This window comes from Bifidobacterium sp. M0353, assembly GCF_016100645.1.
GTDB classification, from domain to species: Bacteria; Actinomycetota; Actinomycetes; order Actinomycetales; family Bifidobacteriaceae; genus Bombiscardovia; species Bombiscardovia choladohabitans.
In genome coordinates, this window is the sequence record NZ_JACFSB010000002.1 from 109,986 (window position 1) to 127,421 (window position 17,436).

At 57.2% G+C, this 17,436-nt stretch carries 10 protein-coding genes; 7 read left to right on the plus strand and 3 right to left on the minus strand.

The genetic code is table 11. The annotated features are described in order from the left end of the window. Nucleotides 1–359 precede the first annotated feature (359 nt). Both H3V04_RS06155 and H3V04_RS06160 read left to right on the plus strand, forming a co-directional pair. Entirely contained in the window at nucleotides 360–797 is a 438-nt protein-coding gene (locus tag H3V04_RS06155) for a MarR family winged helix-turn-helix transcriptional regulator (protein WP_198178630.1), read from the plus strand. Beyond that, the gene (locus H3V04_RS06160) at nucleotides 794–3,067 is read left to right on the plus strand and encodes an ATP-binding cassette domain-containing protein (RefSeq protein ID WP_198183613.1); all 2,274 of its coding nucleotides are present in this window, start codon (nucleotides 794–796) and stop codon (nucleotides 3,065–3,067) included. Before H3V04_RS06155 ends, H3V04_RS06160 begins: the two co-directional genes overlap by 4 nt. 26 nt (nucleotides 3,068–3,093) lie before the next feature. Here the strand turns inward: H3V04_RS06160 and H3V04_RS06165 are convergent, their stop codons facing one another. Next, nucleotides 3,094–3,864, minus strand: coding sequence for a GNAT family N-acetyltransferase (locus tag H3V04_RS06165; RefSeq protein WP_232342607.1), 771 nt, complete (start codon nucleotides 3,862–3,864; stop codon nucleotides 3,094–3,096). Between the two features lie 353 nt (nucleotides 3,865–4,217). Here H3V04_RS06165 and H3V04_RS06170 point away from each other — a divergent pair, with 353 nt between their 5' ends. After that, nucleotides 4,218–4,838 carry an isochorismatase family protein gene (locus tag H3V04_RS06170; protein ID WP_198183609.1) on the plus strand — a complete coding sequence of 207 codons (621 nt, stop codon included), beginning with the start codon at nucleotides 4,218–4,220 and terminating at the stop codon, nucleotides 4,836–4,838. Between the two features lie 18 nt (nucleotides 4,839–4,856). Here H3V04_RS06170 and H3V04_RS06175 read toward each other — a convergent pair whose 3' ends face one another. Further along, nucleotides 4,857–5,603, minus strand: coding sequence for an SDR family oxidoreductase (locus H3V04_RS06175; RefSeq protein ID WP_198176897.1), 747 nt, complete (start codon nucleotides 5,601–5,603; stop codon nucleotides 4,857–4,859). 219 nt (nucleotides 5,604–5,822) lie between these two features. Here H3V04_RS06175 and H3V04_RS06180 point away from each other — a divergent pair, with 219 nt between their 5' ends. Beyond that, nucleotides 5,823–6,746: a glycosyltransferase gene (locus H3V04_RS06180; RefSeq protein ID WP_198183607.1), complete on the plus strand. Its 924-nt coding sequence runs from the start codon at nucleotides 5,823–5,825 to the stop codon at nucleotides 6,744–6,746. A gap of 18 nt (nucleotides 6,747–6,764) precedes the next feature. Then, nucleotides 6,765–8,810, plus strand: coding sequence for a DUF6541 family protein (locus H3V04_RS06185; RefSeq protein WP_232342609.1), 2,046 nt, complete (start codon nucleotides 6,765–6,767; stop codon nucleotides 8,808–8,810). Here H3V04_RS06185 and H3V04_RS06190 read toward each other — a convergent pair. After that, entirely contained in the window at nucleotides 8,783–9,778 is a 996-nt protein-coding gene (locus H3V04_RS06190; protein WP_198187566.1) for a glycosyltransferase, read from the minus strand. The genes H3V04_RS06185 and H3V04_RS06190 overlap by 28 nt on opposite strands. A gap of 153 nt (nucleotides 9,779–9,931) precedes the next feature. On the opposite strand from H3V04_RS06190, the gene H3V04_RS06195 reads away from it, so the two are divergent. Both H3V04_RS06195 and H3V04_RS06200 read left to right on the plus strand, forming a co-directional pair. After that, nucleotides 9,932–11,257, plus strand: coding sequence for an MFS transporter (locus H3V04_RS06195; RefSeq protein WP_198187567.1), 1,326 nt, complete (start codon nucleotides 9,932–9,934; stop codon nucleotides 11,255–11,257). Between the two features lie 528 nt (nucleotides 11,258–11,785). Then, nucleotides 11,786–17,257 carry an endo-alpha-N-acetylgalactosaminidase family protein gene (locus H3V04_RS06200; protein ID WP_198187568.1) on the plus strand — a complete coding sequence of 1,824 codons (5,472 nt, stop codon included), beginning with the start codon at nucleotides 11,786–11,788 and terminating at the stop codon, nucleotides 17,255–17,257. The last annotated feature ends 179 nt before the right edge of the window (nucleotides 17,258–17,436 follow it).

Below are 17,436 nucleotides of genomic sequence, written 5' to 3' on the forward strand. Positions count from 1 at the left end.
TACCTAGCATTTAGGCCTCAGTATCGTCGTTCTGCATAGCCGATTGGCTAAGCAATACTGATAGGATGATAAGTTGACACTCCATCCCACCGCCGCTGTCAACAAATCATGAGCCTTTAGTCCAACAGACCTCCTTTACCTTGGAGCGACCAACAGAGAAAATTGCTAAACCGCATCAAGGGATCCACCAGGCAGACACACGCCTACTCTCATGCAAGAAGCTCTTTCAACAACACAAGGCCAATATTGAACCTCCTGAGACGTGGCTTCATCAGTCAATACAGTCAGATAAGAACGAATTCAGAGAAAAGCAAGCTATCCGGGCAATAAATAGTTTCCGATATAATATAGTTTCTATAATGAAATCAAATAATCCGTCCTCCCTCTACGATGCTCTCATGTATCTGCAGTGCGAATTCGTAGCAGAGCGCAACAGGGTCAACCCGGGGAACATCACCTGGCAACAGTTCGACATCCTCACCGTTCTGCGCACAGGAGCGTCCACGCCCTCACAGATTGGTCAGCGACTCGGCATAACCCGATCCAAGGTCTCCAAGAACCTCAGCACTCTGCGCGATCTCGGATACATCAGGCAGGTGCCTGACGCCCACGACCGGCGAGAGCTGGAGACCAATCTGACCCAGGATGGCCGGGACATGCTTGACATCATCGATCAACAGCATAAAACCCTTGAGGAAGATGCCCGACAGGTCTGGTCCAAAGACGAACAGGAAGAGTTCGCTACTCTTGCCAACAGGCTTATCAACAAGCTACGCCAGGAGCGAGTCGCCCAATGAGGACCGAGTGCATTCTTATTGATCGGGCCTCCACGCACAACCTCAAGCAAGTCTCGCTGGCCATACCAAAGCGGGCCATCACCGTGGTCACCGGCCTGTCGGGTTCAGGAAAGTCGTCTCTTGTGTTTTCCACGCTGGCAGCCGAATCACAGCGCATGATCAATCGCAGCTACAGCTCCTACATTCAGCAGCTCCTGCCCAAGTATGAGCCTGCGGAAGTCGCCCGAATCGACAACCTGCCCTTCTCCATTGTCGTAACCCAAAAGCAGCTCTCGGGCAATGCTCGCTCAACCGTAGGCACCTATACTGATATCTACACTGCCCTGCGCCTGCTGTTCTCCCGTATGGCCCAGCCCTTCATCGGGTACTCCATGACATATTCCTTCAACAATCCTGCGGGGATGTGCCCGATCTGCCAGGGACTCGGAACTGTGCGCACTCTGGTGCTTGATCGCCTGCTCAACATGGATCTCTCGCTGAACCAGGGAGCCATCTACTTTCCCACCTTCCAGCCAGGCGGCTGGAGGCTGACCAGGTATACGGATTCAGGTTATTTTGACAACGACCTGCCCCTACAGGAGTGGGACAGAGATGACCTCGACTTCCTGCTCTACGGCAAGAGGCAAAAACCGGCACACCCTGGCCCCAACTGGCACAAGACAGCCATGTATGAGGGATTGGTGCCCAGGATCACCAAGACCTTCATCAACCAGAGCAACGACAAGTACCAGCATGAGCTGGAGGAGGTTACGCGAATCACCCAGTGCCCCGACTGCCAGGGGGCCAGAGTCAACGCCAAGGTGCGCTCAGCCAGGATCCGCGGACTGAACATAGCTGACTGCTCCGCCATGAGCGTGGCAGACCTCCAGGAATGGCTTGGAAAGATTCATGACGATCAGACTGAGACCATTCTGCAGGACTTGAAACGCAAGATAGCCAATCTGATAACGGTGGGTCTGGGCTACTTGAGTTTGGAGCGTGGCACCTCCACACTTTCCGGAGGAGAGGGACAGCGTCTGAAAATCGCCAACTGCCTGAACAGCCCCTTGAATGACGTCCTATACATCTTCGATGAGCCAAGCGTTGGCTTGCACCCCCATGACCTGACTGGGATCAAGAAAATCTTTGAGGGCTTGCGAGACAAGGGCAATACGGTAGTGATCGTGGATCATGACCCCGAGCTCATCGCCATTGCGGACCATATCGTCGATATGGGGCCAGGGGCAGGCAGTGAAGGCGGACGGATCGTCTTTGAAGGGAACTATCAGTCTCTGCTGAGAAGCGGCACAGCAACTGGCAGAGCCCTGGGAGATCCAGGCGTGGTAAATGAACCATCGGTGCCTTCGCATGGCTTCTATACAATAGACAAGGTCACTGCCCACAACGTCAGAGAAGCCCACGCCAAGATACCCCGGCAAATGCTGACTGTGGTGACCGGGGTGGCCGGCTCAGGTAAGAGCACCATTATTAAGGAAGGCTTCATGGCTCAACATGAGGCCTTACTCCTGGATCAGAAACCAATCAAGACCAGCGGACGCTCCAACCTGTTGACCTACTTGGGTGTCTTCGACCCGCTGCGTAAGGCCTTTGCCAAGGCCACAGGCGAGTCCCCCTCGCTCTTCTCATTCAACGCTGCCGGAGCCTGTCCGGTCTGCAAGGGCAAGGGGGTCGTCACCCTGGATATTGCCTACATGGGCGACACCAGCACTATCTGCGAAAGCTGCCATGGAACCAGGTATTCAACGCAGACCTTGTCTGCCAGATACCGTGGTCTCAGCATCGCCCAGGTGCTGAAACTGACTGCCAGCGAGGCTATGCACCAATATCGTGAAGTGCTGGGGCCAGCTATGAAGGCCCTGGAGGATGTGGGTCTGTCTTACCTATCCGTTGGGCAGGCTCTTGATACGCTCTCGGGCGGTGAGCTGCAACGCCTCAAGCTGGCCAGACTACTCAAGGAGGGAATTCATGAGACCCTGATTTTGGATGAGCCTACCAGCGGCCTGCATGAATCCAATATCCTGCAGCAGATTGCGCTCCTACATAAACTCATCACCAACAAAGGACTCACTATCATCGTCATAGAACATAACCTGCGCTTCATCGGCCAGGCCGACTGGGTGATCGATATGGGCCCAGGAGCCGGAAGCGCGGGCGGCAAGGTGTTGTTCGAAGGGGCTCCGCTGGCACTGATGCACCGCAATGACACTCCCACAGCCCGAGCCTTGAATGCCTATTTCGGCTTTATCAAGGATGCCGCGGTGCAACCATAAGCGGCTGCATTCGGATCAGCGCTAGCTCAGCAATCTTGCAGACGGCGCCTTTGCATGCCATCCTGATCGAAATTGTCATCATCCAGCCAGGTCTCCAACCGCTCTTTCACTGCCGGCCATTCACTATCCAATATGGAAAACCAATCCGTGTCCCGAGTGCGGCCCTTGTAGACCATATCGTTTCTGAACCGGCCTTCAGCCTTGAATCCCAGCCTCAGCGCAGCCGCCCGGGAGGGCGCATTGAGGCTGTCGCACTTCCACTCGTATCGGCGATAGCCCAAGTCCTCGAAGACATGCCGAGCCATCAGATACTGGGCTTCGGTAGCCTGCCTGCTTCTCTGCAACTCCCGGGTGTAGATAACGTGGCCCATCTCGACGCTTCCCATATCCGCCCGAATGCGCATCAAGGCATACATGCCCAACAGGTCCGACGAATCATGAAGCTGCACATGCTTGCGTATATCCGCGTCCTTCAGGCCTGCAGACCGACCGACACCAAACTCGGGTGCAGACGGCTTGCGGAGAATAGCAAAGAAGAGAGGATCCCGACTGTCAGTCATGGATGCGAACCCTGAGTCGAATGCTGGCCTGTCAGGGAAAAGATCGTGAGTGCTATAGGTCATGATGGATTCGTCGCAATCCGGACCGAAAATCCGCTCATAGAAAGCATCACCTTGGTTGTCGTTTAAGGGCACTACCAGAACGGTCCTGCCAGTCAAGTTGACAGGCTCCGGCATCATGGCCCCGGCAAACGAAATCACGTCCCCTATAGGTTGCCCAAACTCATTGACTCCCATACCCGCGTCTCCTCCCTCGGAACGATGCTCGCTCCGTCATCGTACGGAAGGAGGCAGCCCTGGCAACACCTGCTATAACCCCGTACAATCCTGGCAATTAGGATACCAGGCAAACACCCCCCAAAAGTCCGTATGAAACCGCCTCACGCAATCACACGTGTACTCTCCCTTTCCACCTCCTTTGTCATCCTGTCCACAGGATGCTGATTTGCCACAATATTTGTCCACATGCAACAAAATGGAAGGACTGACGCTTCTGCGAGAATTAGACTGATACCTAAGAGGAATGCTCGAGGAACATCAACTGGTATTTTCTCTGCCTAACGTCAGCATCGACCAAGGGAGTAATCACCATGTCCAAGGCTTTGATCGTCGTGGATGTTCAACCGACTTTCTGCGAAGGAGGTGAGCTGGGAGTCGAGGGAGGCAACGCTACAGCCAGTAAAATCGCCGACTATGTCCACGGCCATGCTGGCGACTACGCCTACATGGCCACCACCCAGGATTGGCATATCGAACCCGGATCCCATTGGTCCGATCACCCGGATTTTGTGGACACCTGGCCCAAGCACGGCGTAGCCGGCTCACCCGGGGCGGAGCTGCATCCCAGGATTCGAGGGCTGGGCATCGCCCATCACTTCAAAAAAGGTCAGTATTCTGCCGCCTACTCCGGATTCGAAGGCATCGAAGACAACACCGATCGGATCCAGAGCAGGGACGAGTTCACTGCAGCCAGATTATCCGGTGTCACCCTGGCCGACGCCCTGGCACAAGCTGGCGTCGACCAGGTGGACGTTGTCGGCATCGCCGAATCCCACTGTGTCAAGGAGACCGCCCTGGATGCCGCGAAACTCGGTTACCAGGTCACGGTCTTCGAGGATCTGACAGTCCCGGTCAGCGAGGATCAGGGCGTTGAGGCCCGAAAGGCCATGGCCCAAGCGGGCATTCGTCTGTTTTCCTCCAACGACGACTAAGGGCAGCGGCAGCGGAATTCACCAAGGCTGAATGGTGGGGCCTACGGTGAATTCCGATACATTGGTGTCCTCAGGCTGATCAATGGCGAAGGCCACCACCTGTGCCACCCGTTCGGGATCAATCTGGTAGCTGTCGTAGGTCTTGTTCATATCGGCCAGGGTCTGCTTGTCCGTGATGGTCCCCAGCAGTTCAGTCTTAATGGCCGCAGGATAAATAGTAGAGGTACGGATGTGTGTTCCCTCCTGGGCGGACTCCATCCTGAGCACCTCCATCAGATCTCGCAGGCCCCACTTGGTTGCTCCATAAACCGCTCCTTCCGGGTAGGCCTTGAGCCCAGCCACCGAAGAAGTGGCAATGAACTGCCCGTGACGCTGCCCGATGAACTCCGGCAGGGCCGCAGCAATGCCGTACAGTGCGCCTTTGAGGTTGACGTCAATGGTCCGATCCCACTCGTCCACATGGAGGGCCGACAAGGGCGAGTTAGGCATGAGCCCGGCGTTGAGGAATACCACGTCCACTCCACCGAACTGCTTCTTGGCGAAAGCCACGAAGTCCTCATTGGCCTGCCGATCGGTCACATCCAACGCCATGGAGGCCGCCTGGCCACCAGCCTGAACGATGTCGTCGACAATTGTGTCCAGCCGATCCTTACGGCGAGCGCCCAGCACCACCTTGGCCCCTCGCTGTGCCAACAGCCTCGCCGTGGCCTCACCTATGCCGGAAGAAGCTCCGGTGATAAGCACTGTCTTGTTCTCAACAGTCATAACAGTCCCACCTTTCCTTGATCTTCAATCGGCCTGATGGTACAACTTCGAGTCGCTGGAAGTGCAAGTCTTGCTACAGCCAAGTCCGAACCAACAATCGTGACCAAATGCGTGGCATGGGGCTGAAACTATTGAGAAGGACAGATCAGTCAGGACTGAGCTGGCCGGGCACATGTAGAATCGACGCAGTAATCCACGAAGAAAGGCGGCCGCACTGCCATGAGCGCAAGGAACCAGAGTCGCACTCCTTTTTCCCTCCTGATGGCGGTCTATGCCGGGGACACACCCTCCTTCGTTGCCCGTGCATTGAAATCCGACACCATTGAACAAACCCTCATGCCCAATCAGGTCGTCATTGTGCGCGATGGTCCATTGGGCAAAGAACTGGGCCAACTGGTTGATCAGTACCCGACTGAGCTGAAGAGACACTTGCTTCAGGCCGACAGGGCCGAGGAAATGCCCGAGTTTACAATCGTGCGTCTGCCGACCAACAGAGGACTCGCCCACGCACTGAATCTCGGGTTGAAGTCCTGCAAGTACGAACTGGTGGCCCGGGCGGACAGCGACGATATCTCCCTCCCATCGAGATTCAGCATTCTCATCCCCCTGTTGGCCTCATCGGGTTTAGATGCCCTGGGCAGCGCCATCCAGGAGTTTGCAAACGACGAGCACACTCCCGGTCGGATTCGCTATCTGCCAGGAGGAGGATCCGGACTTCGGACATATGCCACCCTGCATTCCCCTTTGCACCACCCCAGCGTGGCATTTCGCAAAACCAGCGTGTGCAAGGTGGGCGGTTATCCGGAGAATACCGGGCGCTTTGAAGATTACCGTCTTTGGGAAACCATGCTGGTCAGCGGCGAACATATCGGCAACATCAAGGAACCTCTTGTCCTATACCGATCCGATACGGCTATGTATCACCGCAGGGGCGGCATGCGCATGTTTCGGGACGAGCTGCGCCTGCAAGCCGATTTTCTGCATGATGGCTTCATCAGCCCTATACAATATGTCAGAAACATCCTCATCCGCGCCTGCTACCGTCTGTTGCCCGACCAAGTACGCAGCTGTCTGTATGCCATCATGACCACCCTGCTCAACCGGCTCCATGGGAAGTCGGTGAATGACAGCCGAAAGAGGTGAATCATGCAATCAACCCTGATGACCTGGCAACAATCCTTGCCGCTCTTGCTGTTCATCATCGCAGCCCTGTATCTACCCGGCTGCCTGCTGGTGGCAGCGCTGGGCAACCGTAAACCCATCTTCGTGGCGGCGCTTGGCCCTGTGGCCTCCATTGCACTGGCCGGCATTGATGGCGTGCTCTTCCAGCCGCTCGGCATATCCTGGAGCTGGCGCTCCTATGGACTTTCGGCCGTAATGCTCATTATCGTCATTCTTCTGGCACGCCAACTTTTCAATCATTTTCGTAATTCAGATGAAGTCGGCCGAGAATCCTGGGTACCGACTACCAATGTCGGAAAAACCAAACCTCGATTGAGGCACTTCCTTCCGGCACTTCCGGCAATCATCGGCACAGTACTGGCTGCTTGCAACATCGGCATCAGACTGATGCACGCCGCACCTTCGCCTGATCAGGTCACGCAAAATTACGACTCGGTCTTCCACTACAACGTAGTGGCACGAACTGTGCTCACTGGCCAGGCTTCATCACTGCATGCTCTTCCGCCCATCAGGGAAATATACCCAATCGCATTTCAGCAGTTCGCTGCCATGGGCGCGATGGCCTACAGACCTGCCACCGCAGTCAGCGCCGTCACCTGCACTTGGCTGGTCTTTGCTGCTCTGATATGGCCGATTTCCATGCTCTTCCTGATCAGAATCCTGCTGGGCAGACATGCCTGGAGCGATCTGCTCACACCGGTACTCGCCTCATGCTGCGCGGGTTTCCCCTTCCTCTTGCTGGATTGGGGCACCTTGTATTCCATGTTCGCCGGTCAGGTCATACTGCCTGTTTTCGTCGCGCTTACCTGGGCTTGGTGTACAGACGGGTGGCGGGAAGGCCGCCGATCCCTAGCCGGCCTTGCCTGGATTTTTCTCAGTGTCGTTGCCGTTTCCTTCTGCCATTTCAGGGTCATGATGACCGGCGCTCTTCTTGTACTGCCAGTGATTCTCATCTGGCTGATCAGGTCAGGAAGGCAACTGGCCCAAACCAACAGGCACCGTTTCCGTCTAGTCGCCGGGCTGTTGGCTGCCGGATTCCTGATCCTACTGGCTACAGGCCTCAAAATCTTTCACAACCTGTACCTGCGTGGTCCTGCCCGGAAAATATCGGATCATCTCAACGGCGGCCCGGCACAACCCACGGAAGACCTGCCATCCGCCATAGTGCGCTTTCTGCTGGGACAGCCCATTGATTCAGGCAGCCGTCGGCTGCCGGTCTACTGGCCCCTGGCCCTGGCCCTGATCCTGGCCCTGATTGTCCTCTGTCTGCACCACAGCCGAAAGGACATGCTCCTAGTGTCCTCCTTCATGCTGCTGGGCCTGGTCTTCGTCGCCTGTGCAGGCACCCACGCCGATTGGGCCAAGATCCTTACAGCCCTGTGGTACAAGGATCAACGCCGACTGTTCTCTGCCTGGCCTGTAGTAGCCATACCCATCATGGGCATGGCCTTGGAGCATGGCATAGGAGCCTTGAAAAGGTATACGCCTCAGGCTGAGAAAATGATATCAATGCCAATTATGATGTTGGCAGCCACGGTAGCTGTTCTGATCTGCGCCGTGAATCCGCAGTTGGACTCCATGGAGAAGACCTTGGGCTCAACATATGCCTTCGCAGCCAACGACGCCGATGCCCCGATGCTGTCAACCGACGAATTCCTGCTGATGAAGAGAATGGGCCGCCATGTCTCGACCAGCGAGCAAGTCCTGTCCGATCCATGGAACGGCAGCGGCTACATGCTGGCTGTCGGTGGCACCACACCCTTCTACGCCCATCTGAACATGAATTGGGACCAGGACCATGCCTATCTGGCCACAAACTTCGAGCACATCGACTCAGACCCGCAGGTGTGCAGGATCCTGACCGATCATCACATCGACTGGTATGCGGATATGGGCGGACCATACGTTGCCAACGACCCCCAGCATCAGATCTTCAATGGCCTTCATCCCGTCCCGCAAGCCCTCCAACTGGTCGACAGCCAGGGTCGGGCGAAGCTCTACCGAATTACCGCCTGCCGTCCCTGATCGACACGGTCTATCAGTGCCTGAGCTTCGGATTCCTGGGCAAACAGATCATGGTTGCTGCCAGGGCGTGTAGCCAAGCCGACTTTTAATCCTCGAGACAAGCAATGCAAGATCAGTCGCCGATCATGCGCCCTAATAAAGGTAAGAAGCCACCGTCTGCCAGTAGCAAGGAGCAGTGCAAGAAATTCAATCGTTGTGAAATTGCCCCTGCTGAATCGGAACATCCATATCTTGTTGCGCACCTCGTAAAAGAAGCGAGAACCCGGGTCGGCATCACTGGAGCCAAAGACCTTGGTCTTATGCCATACCCGACTGGCGGGAACGTAATAGCCGATACCCGTTTTCAGCAGTCTGGTGGTGTATTCGAAGTCGTCATTCCAAAGGAAGAAGGCGGCCCGTGGCAGGGTTCCTGCAGCTTGGATGGCCTTGACGTTCACCAGGCAAGAGACAAAGGACAAGGAGCGGACCTGGTAGGCATGGGCGCTGGTCTGCAACTGCGGCCTGCCTCTTCTGATCGGCAGACGTCGACGGGGCTTGTTCATCCCATGTACCCTGCCGTCCGTCCACACAGCCTCAGAGCCCAAAACAGCAGGCCAAGAGCCATTATCGCTATGAGCCTCGCAGGCAGCATCCAGCAAACCAGACAGGGCATTAGGCTGCGGCACCACATCGTCATCCATCAGCCACAGATAAGCTTCGCACTGATGAGGAATCTTCGCCAAGGCCGCTGCCATTCCAGCCACAAATCCCCCTGCACCGCCCATATTGTGATGCAAACGGATCAAGTCAGGCTTCAAGGGGTGTGACAAGACCACGTCCACCGGTCCGTCCTCGCTGGCATTGTCGACGACAAGGACCTGATCAGGCTTGCGGGACTGGCCACTTATGCCATCCAGGCACTCCTGAAGGAGTTTGGAGCGGTTGTAGGAGACAACAACAGCGACTACAAAAAACCTCATAGTCTGCATTGTAACGATAGGTAAGGGTCAAATATTGAACTATAATTAGTTCTTAAATTTCCCATAGTGGACATTCAGAACAGACGAGCCGCAGATCAATGGGAGCATACAAACCAAGCAGCAGTTGGCTAGTCCCGATTCCGCGAGAGGAAGGTCGCAGTCATGTCGACCACACCGACACAGCCCTCATCACGAAAACAGGCTGTCTATCCATACCTGATCGTGCTCTCGGGCATCGTCTTCACGGCCATCCCGGTATCGCTGGTCTGCAGTTGTGCGGGCATCTTCTTCACTCCTGTCAGCAGCTACTTCCATGTTCCCAAGGCCGCATTCACCGGATATTTCAGCATATTCAGCATCACCATGGTCATCTTCCTGCCGGTTGCCGGATGGCTGATGCACCGCTACGATCTACGCATAGTCCTGACGGCAAGCACCATCCTGGCCGGACTGGGCTGCCTGGGCATGTCCCGATCATCCGCCATGTGGCAGTTCTATCTATGCGGAGTGGTTCTGGGAATCGGCATGCCGCCCATACTCTATTTGTCAGTGCCCACGCTCATCAACGCCTGGTTCCGCAAACGGGTCGGGTTCTTCATCGGTCTGTGCATGGCCTTCACCGGCATAGGCGGGGTAATCTTCAACCAGATAGGCACCATGATCATCAGGTCCGCCCCTGATGGATGGCGGCGGGGATACCTGGTCTTTGCCATTCTGATTCTGGTGGTCACCCTGCCCTTCACCATTTTCGTCATTCGCGGCACGCCCGAACAGATGGGTCTGCATCCCTACGGCGCCACCGACCAGGAGCCTGCTGCGGCTGAGGCTGCCTCCAACAGCGCAGACACTGGAAGCAAAGACAAACAGGACTCAAAGCTTGCCGCGTCGACCGTGGGCATGACCGCTTACCAGGCCTTGCGCGCCCCTGCCTTCTGGGCGCTGGCGCTCTTCTGCGGCCTGATCACCATGAATCAGACCATCTACCAGTTCCTGCCATCCTATGCGGCATCCCTGCCATCCATGGCAGCATACACGGGCCTGATAGCGTCCTCCTGCATGGCCGGCCAGGCTATCGGCAAGATCATCCTGGGCATGGTCAATGACGGCAGCATCGTGGGCGGGCTATGCCTCGGCATCGGCGGCGGCATTCTCGGTGTCTGTCTCATGGTCGCCTTCCCCGGATTGCCCGCACTCCTCCTGCTGGGGGCCTTCGCCTTTGGCCTGGTCTACGCCTGCACTACAGTGCAGACGCCAATCCTGGTTACAGCGGTCTTCGGCTCGCGTGACTACACCAACATCTATGCCCGCATCCAGATGGTGGGGTCCCTGGCCTCAGCCTTCGCCGCTCTCTTTTGGGGCGCCATCGCTGACCAGCCCCATGGCTACCTCATCATGTTCGGCCTGAGCATCCTGATTATGGTTGCGGCCTTGCTCCTGGGCATTATCCCCCTGAAAGGTACACGCAAGTCGGTCACCCAAACCGCCTGACCGAGCCCTGCAACCAACAGCCTCCGCAACATCCCGATTTTCGTCATGCGCCGACAGGGGACGACAGACCGCCGCTATAGGGACCTCACGTTCCGCAGAGAAGCCGGGCCGCCCAGCTAGATCCGGGGGCTTGTCACCATCGCCGGCCTCGGTCTTGACCGACCTGTAGATCATCACCTCCAACGCCATCCGCTCACCTCTGACCGCAGCTATGGCAATAAATCCATAAGGGAAGAATCGTTCGTTCACCGGATCTCCAGCCATATGCATCGACGACCGTACAATCTGCAAATGCAGCTGCGAAGAACTTTTCTACCACAATACGACAAGTACATATACAAATAACCAAGCCCGATTTTTGAACCTGTCTCTACTTGTGCAATAACATTATCTTTACTACACTTACATTTGACATTGACGTGACGTTCTGGCCAAAACAACGACGTAGTAGGTTCCGGGCGGCCTCTTCTCCGGTTCATGGTTCAGTCGTCCATCATCACGTAGACGGCAAGGAGGCTTGTCTAGAATATGAAACGCATCATATCCATGGCCCTGGCGACAGTATTCGCCTTGGCCACCGCAGGGGCCGCGGATCCGGCCTTCGCAACCACGGGGAGTCAGCCCTACCACGCCAATGCTCCGTCAACCCTGGCAACAGGATCAGGGACAAAAACCAGAGCTGCTGGCACCAATCCACGGATCACTCCCGTCAATCCTGCAGACCACAAATGGACTCTGGACTCCTCCACCACCAAAGGCGGCGAGGTGCTGGAAAAGTCCAATGGCTGGCTGCACTTCAAGGCCTCAGCCGCCAATGGCAATTCCACGACAGCCAGCGAGCAGTACCCGGCCATCGCCCTGGACGCCACCACCTACGACTTCACCAGCCCAGGAGCTCTGACCTTGACCATGAGCTCACCCCAGCCTGGCACTGAGAACAGGTTCGGGTTCTACCTCGGGTATGCCAATCCCAACTCCGGTCTCTTCATCGGCTATGACTCGGGCGGCTGGTTCTGGCAGCGCTACGGCGGGGACGGCCAGTGGTACACGGGAACCAGACTTCCTGCACCGGCCCAGGATACCCCGACCACGATAGGAATCACTTGGACTGGTCAGCGCGCAGGACTCACCGTGGACGGACGTGCTGCTTTCGAGGATGTCGACTACGGCCCAATGGCTGGCGCGCTAACCGGAAGGTTGGCCATGAAGGCTGGCGTTTACCAAAACCAGATCACTGACGTCAAGCTCAAGCTCAAGGAAGACCCGGCTGATCTGCATTCGGTCGTCGGGCGAATCGTTGATGCAGACGGCGGAGCCATCGCCGGAGCCAAGGTCCATCTGACGGGAGCTTCGACATTGACAGACGTCGAAGGCGCCTTCACCCTGGAGCAGATCAAATCAGGCAGATACACCCTACAGATCGGCAAACAGGGCTACGAGGACGTTACTAAGGACATACAGGTGGACCGTGCCGACCTGAATCTGGGATCCTTGCAGCTGAACAAAGCCACCCCAGAGGCCAAGGTCACCCTGAGCACCCCCGAGATGAGCGTGCAGGTCAGAAAGCACTTCCCCTCAGTGGTTCAATACACCATGACCAAGCTGGACAACAGGGTCATGTACGGCCGACATCAGGATCTGCGTCGTCTGAACATCAATGGCATAGACATGGATCTGACTGATTCGGACGTGACTTTCACCCAGCAAGGGACAGACAAGGCCACCTACCAGCTTCACGCCCGCATGCCCGACCAGAATATCGATGCCACCGTGACAGCGGTCCTCTGGCTCAAGGCCAACACCCTGCACCTGGACATCACCAAGATCGAAAACGGTGCCGGAGAAGACCACCCCATCCAGACCATAGCCCTGCCCGGGCAGGATCTGGTATCCGTCAGCAGCGATCAGGACGGAGCTCAATTCACAGGTGCACGCATGTCCTCGAATACCCAGGTACCTGGCGACACCACCTTCCCCATCACTGACGACACCGCAGTCGATCCCAACAAGGCCGATTACACCTACGGATTCGTCTCGGGAGGATCGCTGAGCGCCGGGCTATGGAGCAACAGCGAACATGACGGCACCACGGCGGGCAGCTCAATGTCCGGAGGCGCTCGAAACACCCGCGTGCTCACAGACGTCAGCAGCGTTCATGGATCAACATCCCTCGGACTGTCCAGCCCTGCCTGGTACTACCATCGCCAGGTCCGGGACTCCAAGAACCGCTCTTTCACAGTCGCACAGACCGAAATGCCCAAGATGGCCGTGGCCATCACAGGCGACGAGAATCAGGACGGCAGGGTCGACTGGCAGGACGGGGCCATCGCCTACCGAGCCATCATGAACAACCCTTACGGAGCCCAGGAGGTGCCCGATCTGGTTTCCTGGCGAATCGCCATGAACTTCGGAAGCCAGGCCCAGAATCCCTTCCTCAGCACCTTGGACAATGTGAAGAAGGTAGACCTTAACACCGATGGGCTGGGTCAGTCCGTCCTGCTCAAGGGCTACGCCAACGAGGGGCATGATTCCGGCCACCCGGACTACGGGGACATCGGCACCCGGATGGGCGGCGCCAAGGACATGAACACCCTGATGAAGGAGGGAGCCAAGCATGGCGCCCGCTTCGGCGTACATGTCAACGCCGACGAGATGTACCCGGAGGCCAAGGCCTTCAACGAGGATCTGGTCCGCCGCCGGGCTGACGGCAGCCTCCAATACGGATGGAACTGGCTTGATCAGGCGGTCGGCATCGACGGCATCCACGACCTGGCATCAGGCTCCCGCCAAAGCAGGTTCGGCGAGCTTAAGAAAAAGGTCGGCGACAATCTGGACTTCGTCTATGTGGATGTCTGGGGCAATCAGACCTCCGGCAGCGAGGATTCCTGGGAAACCCGCAAGCTCTCGAAGATGATTACCGACAACGGCTGGCGAGTAGCCACCGAATTCGGCGCAGCCAACGAATATGACGCATCCTTCCAGCACTGGGCGGCTGATCTGACCTACGGAGGCTACACCAGCAAGGGGCAGAACTCCCAGGTCATGCGTTTCCTGCGCAACCATCAGAAGGATAGCTGGGATGGCGACTACCCCTCTTACGGGGGCGCAGCCAACGCCCCACTTCTAGGCGGCTACAGCATGAAGGACTTCGAAGGCTGGCAGGGCCGCAACGATTACGATGCCTACATAGCCAACCTTTACACCCATGATCTGTCCACCAAGTTCATCCAGCACTTCATGGTGACTCGCTGGGTCAACAATCCTCTGGACCAGCAGTCCCCCAAGGATCCTTCAGCCAACAACGGCCAGGAGCGGATAATCCTGAAGGACGACCTGGGTCACCAAGTGATCATCGACCGTGGTTCCAACGATCAGTCATCATCGGCCTACCGCGAGCGCACCATCACCCTTGACGGCCGAACCATCCTGCAGGGAGCGGTCTCGCCCGGCGACGGCAGTGGCCAAGGAACCGAGTCCTACCTGCTGCCATGGCTCTGGGACGCGAAGACAGGCAAGCCACTGTCTGTGAGTAACCAGAAGCTTTATCACTGGAACACCCGCGGCGGCACGACCACCTGGACCCTGCCCGACTCCTGGCACGATCTGTCTGCAGTCAAGGTCTACCGTCTGAGCGACCAGGGCAAGACCGACCCATTGGATATACCCGTAGTCAACGGGCAGATCACTCTGAACGCCAAAGCGGAAACTCCCTACGTGGTTCATCGCGGTGCCTCGGCCAATCCGGACATTTCCTGGAGCACAGGTTCCCATTTGGTCGACACAGGCTTCAACGGCGGCAAGAAAAGCCTTGAGGACAACTGGCAGACCAAGGGCTCCGGGAGCGCCACCATCGTCAAAAGTGCTTCCAGCAATCCCATGCTCAAGCTGGATGGCCGAATCGAATCGTCACAGACCATAAAGGATCTGGAGCCTGGTGCACGTTATGCCCTCTATGTGGGCGTGGATAACCGAAGCGACGGCCAGGCACGCCTGGAGGTCCGCAGCGGCGACCAGGTGCTGGCCACCAACTCCACTGGGCGCAGCATAGCCAGGAACTTCGTACAGGCCGATCCCCACAACACCAACTGCGCCACGGTAGACGGCAGCAGCCTCTTCCAGAACATGTACGTCTTCTTCACAGCGCCGGATCAGGGCAATCCGATTCTGACCCTTTCACATCAAGGTGAGGGATCCGCCTACTTCGACAATCTGCGCCTGGTGAAGAACGGGTACCAGGGTCTGGAAACCGACGCAGATGGCGGCGTGAAGACCTTGACCAATGACTTCGAGCACAACGCTCAAGGCATATGGCCCTTTGTGGTCTCGGGCGCAGAGGGCGTGGAGGACAACCGTGTCCATCTGTCCGAGCTCCACGCCCCCTACACTCAGGCGGGCTGGGACGTCAAGAAGATGGACGATGTGCTGCAAGGAGATTGGTCGATCAAGATCAACGGGTTGACTGAACGTAACACCTTGGTCTACCAGACCATTCCCCAGAATGCCCGGTTCCTGACCGGAGCCACCTACCGAATCTCCTTCGACTACCAGGCCGGATCCACCGGCTCCTACGCTCTGGCCATTGGGCAGGGCGAGTTCGACCCGGCCCGCACCCAGCTGAAACCCTTGGAGAAAGCCCTGGGCACTACGGCCCACTACCAATTCGAGCTGACTGGCGGACCTCGGGATTCCTCTTGGTTCGGCATCTACTCGACCGACAAGGCACCCGACCGCCAGGGTACATCTGGCGATGCGGCCAACTTCGGTGGGTATCAGGACTTCGTCCTGGACAACCTGCGCATCGAGCGGCTTCCGGACACGTCCAAGACCCAGGAAGAGGCCCGAGCCAAACTCAAGCAGGTGCGTGATCGCTTCGACGACAGCCGCGCAAAGTACAGCGACCAGGCTTGGCTGACCTACCTGCATACGGTGGATCAGGCCCGTCTGCTGATCGAAAAGGACGGCTCGGGACCGAAGGACTGGTCACATGCCTACGGAATCCTGACGGCCCTTGAGGACTACATGGCCACGGCACCTGGGTCGCAAGCAAGCGATGGCTGCGACATAGCCAAGGATAAGTATGCAGTCAGCGCAGGCAGTGAACAGCCCGATGCCGGCGGTGTCGAGGGACCAAAGGAGTATGCCCAGGATGGCAAGCCCTCAACCTACTGGCACACCAAGTGGGGTGCAAACGCCCTTGAGGACGGCTCAGCCTGGTATCAATTCGACCTGCAAGAGCCCACCACTGTCAATGGACTGCGTTACCTCCCCCGGCCGGGCGGCGATTCGGCCAACGGCAAGATCAAAGGCTACAAGATCACTCTGACCCGTAGTGGACAGTCGGAGCCGGTAGAGATAACCGGCACCTTCGACACGCAGACTACCTGGCAGAAGATCTCCTTCACCCCGGTATCCAATGTGATCAGAGTCAGATTGACCGCAATCGAGACCACGGGCCAAAGCAGCTCGGAAGCCAACCATTATGTATCGGCAGCCGAGCTTCGTCTGACCACCGATTGCACCCTGCCGACCTTGGCGGAACCTGTAGACAAGGGTGAGCTGCAGGATCTGGTGAATCAGGCTGCAGGACTCAAGGAGGCGGATTACACTCCAGACAGCTGGAAGACCTTGCAGGATAAGCTAGCCACAGCCAAGCAGGTGTTGGCCGACGAGCAGGCCACGGCCTATCAGGTGGCCTTGGCCGCCGCCAATCTGCAGACGGCCATCAGCAAGCTTCAGCCCGCAATACCCGGAACCGGCATAGGTGGTATCGGCAGCGGATCAGATACCGGAAAGAATCCGATCACCGGCACAGGCAATGGTTCTGGCCTCGGTGGCGGCAAGGGGAATACACAGCAGAAGCCAACCCATCCCAATGCTCACGGGCAGGACGGATGGCTATCGGCGACAGGCGTCGCGGTGACCTCCCTGCTGGTCGTAGTTATGCTCGGGCTGACGACTGGTCTCCTCCTGACCAGGCGCAGTCAAGGGAAACGAAGTTAACTAATAGCAGCAACTCTGGCTGAAAGGGACGGCGAGGCCTTATACCCCGCCGCCCCTTTTTGTATCTCTAACATGCAATTACAGCTGATACAAATTTATCAACAAGTAAACACCGACAGCCATGACCGACATGAAGGCGACAAAACCAAGACCATGGCGGGGAATTGATTTAGTGCCCA